The 8,370-nt window shown below is 56.9% G+C and carries 5 protein-coding genes; 3 read left to right on the plus strand and 2 right to left on the minus strand.

Annotated elements, in window-relative coordinates; all coding sequences use genetic code 11:
* Positions 1 to 216: 216 nt before the first annotated feature.
* Together ACF8AM_RS17125 and ACF8AM_RS17130 are read right to left on the minus strand one after the other, a co-directional pair.
* Positions 217 to 1,674, minus strand: coding sequence for a DUF1501 domain-containing protein (locus ACF8AM_RS17125; protein ID WP_392556808.1), 1,458 nt, complete (start codon positions 1,672 to 1,674; stop codon positions 217 to 219).
* Between the two features lie 12 nt (positions 1,675 to 1,686).
* The gene (locus ACF8AM_RS17130) at positions 1,687 to 5,148 is read right to left on the minus strand and encodes a PSD1 and planctomycete cytochrome C domain-containing protein (protein WP_392556809.1); all 3,462 of its coding nucleotides are present in this window, start codon (positions 5,146 to 5,148) and stop codon (positions 1,687 to 1,689) included.
* A gap of 384 nt (positions 5,149 to 5,532) precedes the next feature.
* Here ACF8AM_RS17130 and ACF8AM_RS17135 point away from each other — a divergent pair, with 384 nt between their 5' ends.
* The 3 genes from ACF8AM_RS17135 to ACF8AM_RS17145 all read left to right on the plus strand — a co-directional run bounded on the left by ACF8AM_RS17135 (position 5,533) and on the right by ACF8AM_RS17145 (position 8,202).
* On the plus strand, positions 5,533 to 7,062 hold the full coding sequence (locus ACF8AM_RS17135) for a DUF3375 domain-containing protein (RefSeq protein ID WP_392556810.1): 1,530 nt from the start codon (positions 5,533 to 5,535) through the stop codon (positions 7,060 to 7,062).
* Positions 7,059 to 7,724 carry a DUF4194 domain-containing protein gene (locus ACF8AM_RS17140; protein WP_392556811.1) on the plus strand — a complete coding sequence of 222 codons (666 nt, stop codon included), beginning with the start codon at positions 7,059 to 7,061 and terminating at the stop codon, positions 7,722 to 7,724. Before ACF8AM_RS17135 ends, ACF8AM_RS17140 begins: the two co-directional genes overlap by 4 nt.
* A gap of 97 nt (positions 7,725 to 7,821) precedes the next feature.
* A complete protein-coding gene (locus ACF8AM_RS17145; protein ID WP_392556812.1) occupies positions 7,822 to 8,202 on the plus strand; it encodes a GxxExxY protein in 381 nt (126 codons plus the stop codon).
* Positions 8,203 to 8,370 lie beyond the last annotated feature (168 nt).

Consider the following 8,370-nt stretch of genomic DNA (forward strand, 5'->3'; position numbering starts at 1 on the left):
GCTGAAGCGGGGAGTCACCGTTCGACCTCCCCTCGCTTCGCTCGACCCTCCTGCCTGGAGGGTGAAGATGGGGAGAGGGAGCTCGAGGAAAAGGGGACGGGGGGCAATTGGCATGATTCGTCGCTTTTGACCCCCGTCCCCTTTTCGTGGTCGTGGGCAGGCTGGTGGTTGAATGCGTTGGGCAGACTTCGCGATCCGCTGATGGCATCAGCCTGCTTAGCTGATGATGTCGTGGACGACGTGACCGTGGACATCGGTCAGGCGGAAATCGCGGCCCGCGTATCGATAGGTTAGACGCGTGTGGTCAAAGCCTAGTAAGTGCAAGATCGTGGCATGCAAATCGTGGACGTGCACGGGGTTCTCGGCAACGCTCAGTCCGGCTTCGTCGGTGGTTCCGTAGGTCGTGCCCGCCTTCACGCCGCCACCAGCCATCCAGACGGTGAATCCGTTGTCATGGTGGTCACGTCCCGGGTTTGCTGAGACTGGCAATTGAACCGTGGGTGTGCGACCCATCTCGCCACCCCAAATCACAAGCGTTTCGTCCAACAACCCTCGCTGATCCAGGTCGTGCAGAAGTGCTGCGATGGGGCCGTCGCACTCTCGAGCCAATCGGGGGTGATTTCGTTCAATCGATGCATGTGAATCCCAGGGCTGGCCGGCACCATGATAGACCTGGACATAACGCACACCGCGTTCGCTCAGACGCCGTGCGATCAGCATCTGACGACCTTGCAGCGAGTCGCCATACATCTCCTGCGTGTCTTTGGTTTCGGTGGAGATGTCAAACGCATCGCGTGCTTCCCCTTGCATCCGAAAGGCAAGCTCGAGCGATTCGATGCGGCCGGACAACTGGGCATCGTCACTGCGGTCGGCCAAGTGCATTCGGTTCAGGTTTTGAATCAAATCCATCTGCCGTTTCTGCTGGGACGGCACCAAGTAATCATTATCGATGTTGGCGACCAATTCCTCTGGGTTGGTGTACTGAGTGTCGACGTGCGTGCCTTGAAAGATGCCTGGCAAAAACGCGTTCCGCCAATTCGCCGTCGCAGCGGTTGGCAAACCGGATGGGCACATGACGACGTAGCCGGGCAAACTTTGATTTTCGGTCCCCATGCCATACAAGGTCCACGCGCCAACGCTGGGACGCGGCCGGACGATGTCGCCACAGTTCATCATCATCAAACCGGGTTCGTGATTGGGCACATCGGTGACCATCGAGCGAATCACACACAGTTTGTCCGCGTGCTTAGCCAGCTCGGGAAAAAGTTCGCTGATTTCAATTCCCGATTGGCCGTGCTTTTGGAACTTGAATTTGGACTGGTGCGCAACCCCACCCAAACGCCGGTTGTTTTTCAGTTTGTCGTCCAGCGTCTTGCCATGCATCTTGGCCAGCATCGGCTTGGGATCGAACGTATCGATCTGGCTAGGGCCACCATTGGCAAACAAGTGGATCACTCGCTTGGCTTTGCCTGGGAAGTGCGTCGGTCGGACAGCCAAGCTGTTGGCGTTTCCTTCGGGGGACGCCGCCTCGGCAGCGAACAGTCCGCCGGAAGAGCCGATGCCGTCACCCAGCATGCCGCCATCTCGCAGCACGCCGGCGAGTGCCAACATCCCCATGCCCATCCCGCTGCGACGGAGCATCGTTCGGCGGTCGGTGAAATTGTTTTCAAACATCACGGGTGACACTCAATCAAGGTAAAGGAATTCGTTGGTCAACATCAGGGCCTGGGCCAATTGGTCGATACGACCAAGCGGTTGCGGTGCGGGAGGCGCGAAGTCCTTTTGGGACTGCCAGCGACCTCCGTTGAGTTCACCGGCAACGCCGGCAATCGTGATCGTCCAGGTGTGAGAATCCGAGTTCGAATTGGCCCCTGGACTGGCGACAAAATCGATCACGTCGCCCGCCTTCACTGGCAACCGAGCCACCGACGGTTTGATTGTTCCCCGAGCGACTTTGTCCGTTGTGCGAAAATCACCGCTTCGGATCGACACCGTGATGCCGTCGCCTTTAGGCCGGGCGTGCGTCAGCTTGCTGGCGATCCGCACCGTTCCATCGGTCGGAGCCACCCAGCGGCGAATGATGCTGTGCGCTGGATTGACGCCGCAATGTGCTGCGGTGGCCGACAACCTCAGGAACTTCAGCTTCGGGTCCGGAAATGCTTCCGATGCTTGGTAGGCTTTGCCGGACCAGTATGGAAGCGGCTGAAAATCGTCCTCTGCGTCGCCGGGGCGCGCGGGTGCGCTGGCGATGTTTCCCCAACCGTACTGCCAAACATCACCGAGAGGATGTCCGTCCGTGTCCGCTGCAGCGACCAGGAACCGTTTTGCCACCGTGATTTCGTCTGCTGACGGATCACGCGAAAACACTCGCCGGTAGAGCGCGGTGATCGTCGCCGTATCGGCGTCGTTGCCATCGGATTTGTCGGCAACACGATCGGCCAGTTCACGTGCTTGCTCGGCTACAAACGGGTGATTCATGAAGAACAAGGCCTGCTGTGGGATGGTGGTTTCCGCCCGAGAGGCCGCCGACGCGGTTGGTGATGCGAAATCGAACGTCCGCAAAATGGGATCGAGCTCCAGACGGTCAACGTAAGCGTACAAGCTGCGGCGTGTCGTGTACGGCGTTTCGCTCAACTTAACCGAGCGTCCACCAACGGTCAGATCGATCGTGCCTGCGACTGAGACGATCGAATCCCGCATCGCTTCGAAATCCAGACGTCGACGGTTCTGTCGCCACAACCAACGGTTTTCCGGATCGACCGCGAACGCATCCTCTCTCAATTCAGAAGATTGCTGGTAGGTGTGGCTGGTCGTGATCGTGCGATGCAACCATTTCATCGACCAACCTTGCTCAATGAATTCGCTGGCCAACCAGTCAAGCAATTCCGGGTGCGATGGAGGTGAGCTTCGCAATCCGAAGTCATCCAACGAATCGACCAAGCCACGGCCAAAGTAACGAGCCCAAACGCGGTTGACCAACACACGCGCGGTCAATGGGTTCTCCGCTGACGTGATCGCTTCGGCAAGTTCGCGGCGTCCGCTGCCATCGGTGAACGGGCCGTCGCTGACGCTGGACAACAACGACAGAAACTGACGCGGCACGCGGTCGCCACGACGATTCGCTTCACCACGCAGCAGCACGAACGGATTGACTGGCTTTTTCAGATCGACCAATGCCATCGCCCTTGGCGGCGCTGCCGGGTGAGTCGATTCGACCGCAGCGATGGCCTTCTCGCGATCACCGAGAGCTTTGCGTCCTTTGCCCAATAAACGTGACGCTCGCGCGACCGCTTCGACGTCGAGGTCAAACCAACCTCCTTCAGCCATCAGCATCTGTCGGATGGCTTCTCGGTTTGGATCAGTCAGTTTGCTTGCTTGATTGTTGTTCTTGGAGCCCACCGATTTTGACATTGTCTCCCAAGCCTTGAGCACGTCGTTCATCACGTCCGCGTAAGCAGCGATCAGTTCTCGCTGCGTCTTGGGATTCGATTCCACCAAACCATCTCGGATGAGCGGATTCAGATCATTGTTGGCACGCCAGGATTTCATCCACCGAGGCAAATGCTTCTCGAACTGTTTCGTGTTCACGCTCAACGCTTGGTTCCATGGGCCCAGGATGGGATGCGAAACATCGGAGCGATTTTTCAATTCAGCCGCCAAGCGTGCGTTCAGCGGCGTCATCGCAGTCTCCTTGATCTTCAATTGGCCAATCACACCACGGATCTCTTTTCCGCGAGCGATCGACAGCAAATAGAAGCCGTCCAGGTACGTCGGCAACTGGTTTTTCAGATCGGCGATCGCTTGCTTTCGCAAGTCTTCTTTGTACTCGGAGAGCTCGTTCTGCTTGACGGTCAGTTGTGCCTGGAAATCCGCTTTCAACTCATCGGAGAATGAAACGTCTGTGTCGATCCGCGGCAGCGGCTCCGGAAGAGCACAACTCGCGAATACGCCATAAAGAGAGTAGTAGTCTTCCGTCGGGATCGGATCGTATTTGTGATCGTGGCAGCGTGCACAACTGACCGTGATTCCCATCAGCCCACGACCGACCACGTCAATTTTGTCCGCGATCTGTTCCAGCCGGTTGTTGCGGAAACGTGGGCCAACGGTCAGGAAACCCAGTGCCGCCAGCGTTGGTGAATCGGCGTCTTCGGTGTAGAAGTCCGCTGCAATCTGTTCGCGAACAAATTGATCGTAAGGTTTGTCGTTGTTCAGCGACTGGATCACGTAGTCGCGATACGTGTAGGCGTACGGGTACCGAAGTTCCGCTTGGGCCTGCCAATCGCGAGTGTCACCGTAGCGTGCCAGGTCCAACCAGTAGCGTGCCCAGCGTTCGCCGTGATGCTGGTCGGCCAGCAACGTTTCGATCCATTCCGCGATCACCACGTCCGTCTCGCGTTGGTCGTTTACAAAGGCCTGCACCTGAGAGTAAGTCGGTGGCAGCCCAACGAGGTCGAAATACAACCTGCGGACAATCACCTCACGAGGCGCGGTCTTTCCCGATGTCAATCCAACGCGTTCAAGCGACGCCGCGATGAAAGCGTCGATCGGATGGGACGGTCGGCTTTGGGGCGTTTCCTTTTGGTCAGCGAATTTCGAAGTCGTGGGAACCTTGGGCTTTTGCAGCGGTTGGAATGCCCAGTGTGACTTGGCGACCTGACCGATCGCGTTTTGGTCACCGAGTGCCGGAGTCATGTCCGAGGCGTCGGACTCTGCCGCGTCCTGAGCACTTGCGGGCCACGGCAAACCCATGTTGATCCAACGCCGCAGAATCACGATTTGTTCTTCTTTCAGCGGCCCGTCCGGCGGCATCATCTCCATCCCGCGGCGTCCGAGCACCGCATCGATGATCAGGCTCTCGTTGACGTTCTTAGCGACCGCGGCTGGTCCACTGATTCCGCCCTGCAAAATGGTGCCCAGCGAATCCAATCGCAGATCCGATTCCTGCAACGCATCGCCGTGACATTCGTAGCAGTGTTCAATCAGCAGCGGTCGAACTTTTTCTTCAAAGAACGACTCACGGGAATTCAAACCCTCCGCATGCGCACCAACGCAAAATATTGCCATGACAAGCGAACTGGCGACCTGCCGGATGCTGATTTGCATCCATGCAGGGAGCAATGTCGGGGAAGACATCAATGAGACCGTCATTGAAAACCTATTTTTTCATCTTGAAACGGCCCCGCAGGTGGGACGCACTCGGAGGTGCGTAACGGGGCCAAGCAGAGCTGATTGTAGCTGACATGGCTTGCCGGTACACGATCGAAGTTTTGAACGCGACTCGCCGGTGCTCTCCTGACCGTCCCCGAAAGTATCGCCGGTTTGGTCAAGATGGGCTCCGAGACCCGAGCGTCATGTTTGTTCAGCGATGCCGGCAAACAGCTTTCGTCGCTCTGCGACTGGTTGTGGATGTCGGGGTGATCGAACAAACGCGGAGGGGTGCCAGGTGGTGGACCGAATCGGTGGCCGCGAACCCGCTACGTCGGGAAGGCGTGGCGCACAGCAAATTGGTGCTATTGATATTAGAATGCCGAGATGGAAATTGAGAGATTGGTCGCGTTTTTGGATTCCTCTCCGACGGTTCGTTTGCTGCGAGCCGATCAGGCAGCGTTTGTGGTCTGCTTTCTCCGCCATTCGTTGAAGTTGACCGGCCAAGATTCAGCGATCTCTTTGTCGCATGACGAACTGCAGCACCGACTGACCGTCTATCAGGAACAACTTCGGGACGACGGATACGACGTGTTCTCCGGTTCACCCGACCGCTACCTTCGTGAGTGGTCCGACGCCGGGTGGCTGAGGCGGTTCCTGCCGGCTGAATCGTCCAGCCCGCACTATCAGTTGACCCGCTATGCCGAAGACGCGATCGGTTTTCTCGAGCAGTCAATTTCTCGCGAAACGCGAATGGTCGGCACCGAATCTCGATTGCGGTTGGTCATCGACACGCTGACTGACCTGGTCCAAGGCGCCTCCTCGGATCGGGAGCAGCGATTGCAAACCCTGGTCGAACAACGCGATGATTTGACCCGCCAGATCGATGCGATTCGCGGGGGTGCCGAGATCGAAACTTATCATCCCGCGCAGGTTCGCGAACGTTTCCACACCGCTGTTGACCTGCTGAAGACCCTGCAAGGTGATTTCCGGGCGGTGGAAGATCGCTTTGAAGAGATCGCCCGCGACGTGACCCGCGGGGCGCTCGATACAGAACGCGGTCGTGGTGACATTCTGGCCGGTGCTCTTGATGCGGAGGACTTGGTCAAGCAACAAGACGAGGGTGTCAGTTTCGATGCGTTTGTCGCATTCCTTTTTTCGCCCCAGGCTCAAGCCAAACTACGAGAGACAATCGCCGAAGTGACACGTCTGGAAGCCATCGCCGATCAACGCGGCGCGATCGAACACGTTCGGGCAATGGTTCCTTCGTTGTTGGCGGAAGCCGAGAATGTGCTGCGTCAAACAGGACGTTTGTCGCAAACACTCAGACGCTTGCTGGACAGTCAATCCACCAGTCATCGCAAACGCACCGCCGAAGTTTTGCAAGAGATTCGGACCTTGGCAGCAAAAGTGAAACAATCCACGATGCGGACGGGAGAACCCGTTCCAAGTGAAATCGGTTTGCAAGTCGACACGACGCTGGGCGTCAGTTCGCCATTGACCCGACCGTTTTGGACTCCCCCGCAGGTCTTTGACATTGCCGTGGAAGCCAATGAGATTGATTGGGAAACAGCGAAGCAACAAGCTCTCAAACTAGCAGGACTCAAACGCTTGCAATGGGATCGCATGCGCGAGTTGGTGTACCGCGTCACGGATTTGCAAACCAGCATCACACTTTCACAGTTGCTGAAACATCGTCCACCCAATGTCGGCGTGATTGAATTGGTCGGATGGATGCAGATTGCTCACGAGGACGGTCACGAAATCGATACGGAAGGGACGGAACAGGTGACGGTGACGACGGAAGATCCGTTGACCGGCGAATCAAACACGGTGCATGTTCGTGTTCCGCTGGTCACTTTCTCCAAGACGCATGAATCCGAAAACGAAACCGTTCGGAAGGGAAAGCCACGATGACAGAGTTCGCTTCGGAATCAGATCCTGCGCCCGACGACCCGTTCTCCGACTCGATGCCGCCTCCGGTCCCCTGGGCACCAGCGGCAGTTCGGTTGTTGCAGGGCATCGTCTACCATGACGATCCGGGCGATGCATGGGAACGAATTCTGTCCGGCGTTACGCCGCTGACGGACTACTTCGCTCGGATCGGGTTGCAACTGATTGTCAACGAAGAAGACGGGATGGCCTACCTGCGTCAGATCGATCCCGAGGCACTGCCGCCGGAGTATCCGTCGATTCCAAAGTTGTTTCGCAGCGTGCGATTGACCTTTGAGGCGTCGTTGCTGTGCGTTTTGCTGCGTGAAGAATTGCGTCAGTTCGAGGAAGAGATTCATCGCGATGGTCGTTGTGTGGTGACTCAGTCGGCGTTGCTCGAAGTTTGGCAATCGCTCGTCCCAACGGAGACGGACGACGTGCGAGCGAATCGAAATTTGGGCGGGCAGCTTCGCAAACTGGAAGAGCTGAAATTCGTTCGCCAGTTCGAAAAGGATCCACCCAGTTGGGAAGTTCGTCGGATCTTGAAAGCTAGGTTGCCGTTGCAGGAATTGGAACGCTTGCGAGTGGATCTAGAGGCGGAATTGAAACGGAGAAACGCTGGATCGGTTCAGGAAGGAGAAGATTGACGCAGAGACGCGGGAGACGCAGGGGCGCAGAGGTGAGCGGGTGGGGTAGCATTTTGTTTCTTACTCCCTGTTTTACGTTCAACCGGTGCGGTGAACCATGAAGGAAAATGACATCAGCAAGTCTATTTTGAATGCTTCAATCGAAGTGCATCGCACGCTCGGCGGACCTGGTTTGTTGGAAAGCGTGTATGAGGAAGCGTTGGCGTGGGAACTCGACCAAGCAGGGTTGTCGGTCAGGCGACAACAAGCAGTTCCGATCGAGTATAAAGGCAACGTGTTGTCGACTCCTCTTCGACTGGACCTCGTTGTGAATGACTTGGTCGTCGTCGAGTGCAAGGCCACTTCGAAGTACAACGACATTTTCGCGGTTCAGTGTCTCACGTCTCTAAGGCTGATGAATTTGAAACTCGGGAATGTTGTCAATTTCGGAGAACGCAAAGTAATAGATGGATTCCATCGGGTTGTAAACGGTTTGTAGGAAGTTGACGCAGAGTCGGTGAGACGCAGGGACGCAGAGGAGTGCGCAGACATCGAATTCCTGGTCCTGTCCCTCTGCGACTCCCCGTCTCTCGCGCCTCTGCGTCAAATCCACCACAAATGGAGAACGACGAGGAGTCAAAGAGTGTGCAACTAGGTGTAAAAAACG

Origin of the sequence: Rhodopirellula sp. JB055, from assembly GCF_043100905.1 — a bacterium.
Classification (GTDB): Bacteria; Planctomycetota; Planctomycetia; order Pirellulales; family Pirellulaceae; genus Rhodopirellula.

What these genes read in the sequence shown, in the direction of transcription:
- ACF8AM_RS17130 (WP_392556809.1), bottom strand. Translation starts at nt 5,148, where the DNA reads ATGACGGTCTCATTGATGTCTTCCCCGACATTGCTCCCTGCATGGATG.
- ACF8AM_RS17125 (WP_392556808.1), bottom strand. Translation starts at nt 1,674, where the DNA reads ATGTTTGAAAACAATTTCACCGACCGCCGAACGATGCTCCGTCGCAGC.
- ACF8AM_RS17135 (WP_392556810.1), top strand. Translation starts at nt 5,533, where the DNA reads ATGGAAATTGAGAGATTGGTCGCGTTTTTGGATTCCTCTCCGACGGTT.
- ACF8AM_RS17145 (WP_392556812.1), top strand. Translation starts at nt 7,822, where the DNA reads ATGAAGGAAAATGACATCAGCAAGTCTATTTTGAATGCTTCAATCGAA.
- ACF8AM_RS17140 (WP_392556811.1), top strand. Translation starts at nt 7,059, where the DNA reads ATGACAGAGTTCGCTTCGGAATCAGATCCTGCGCCCGACGACCCGTTC.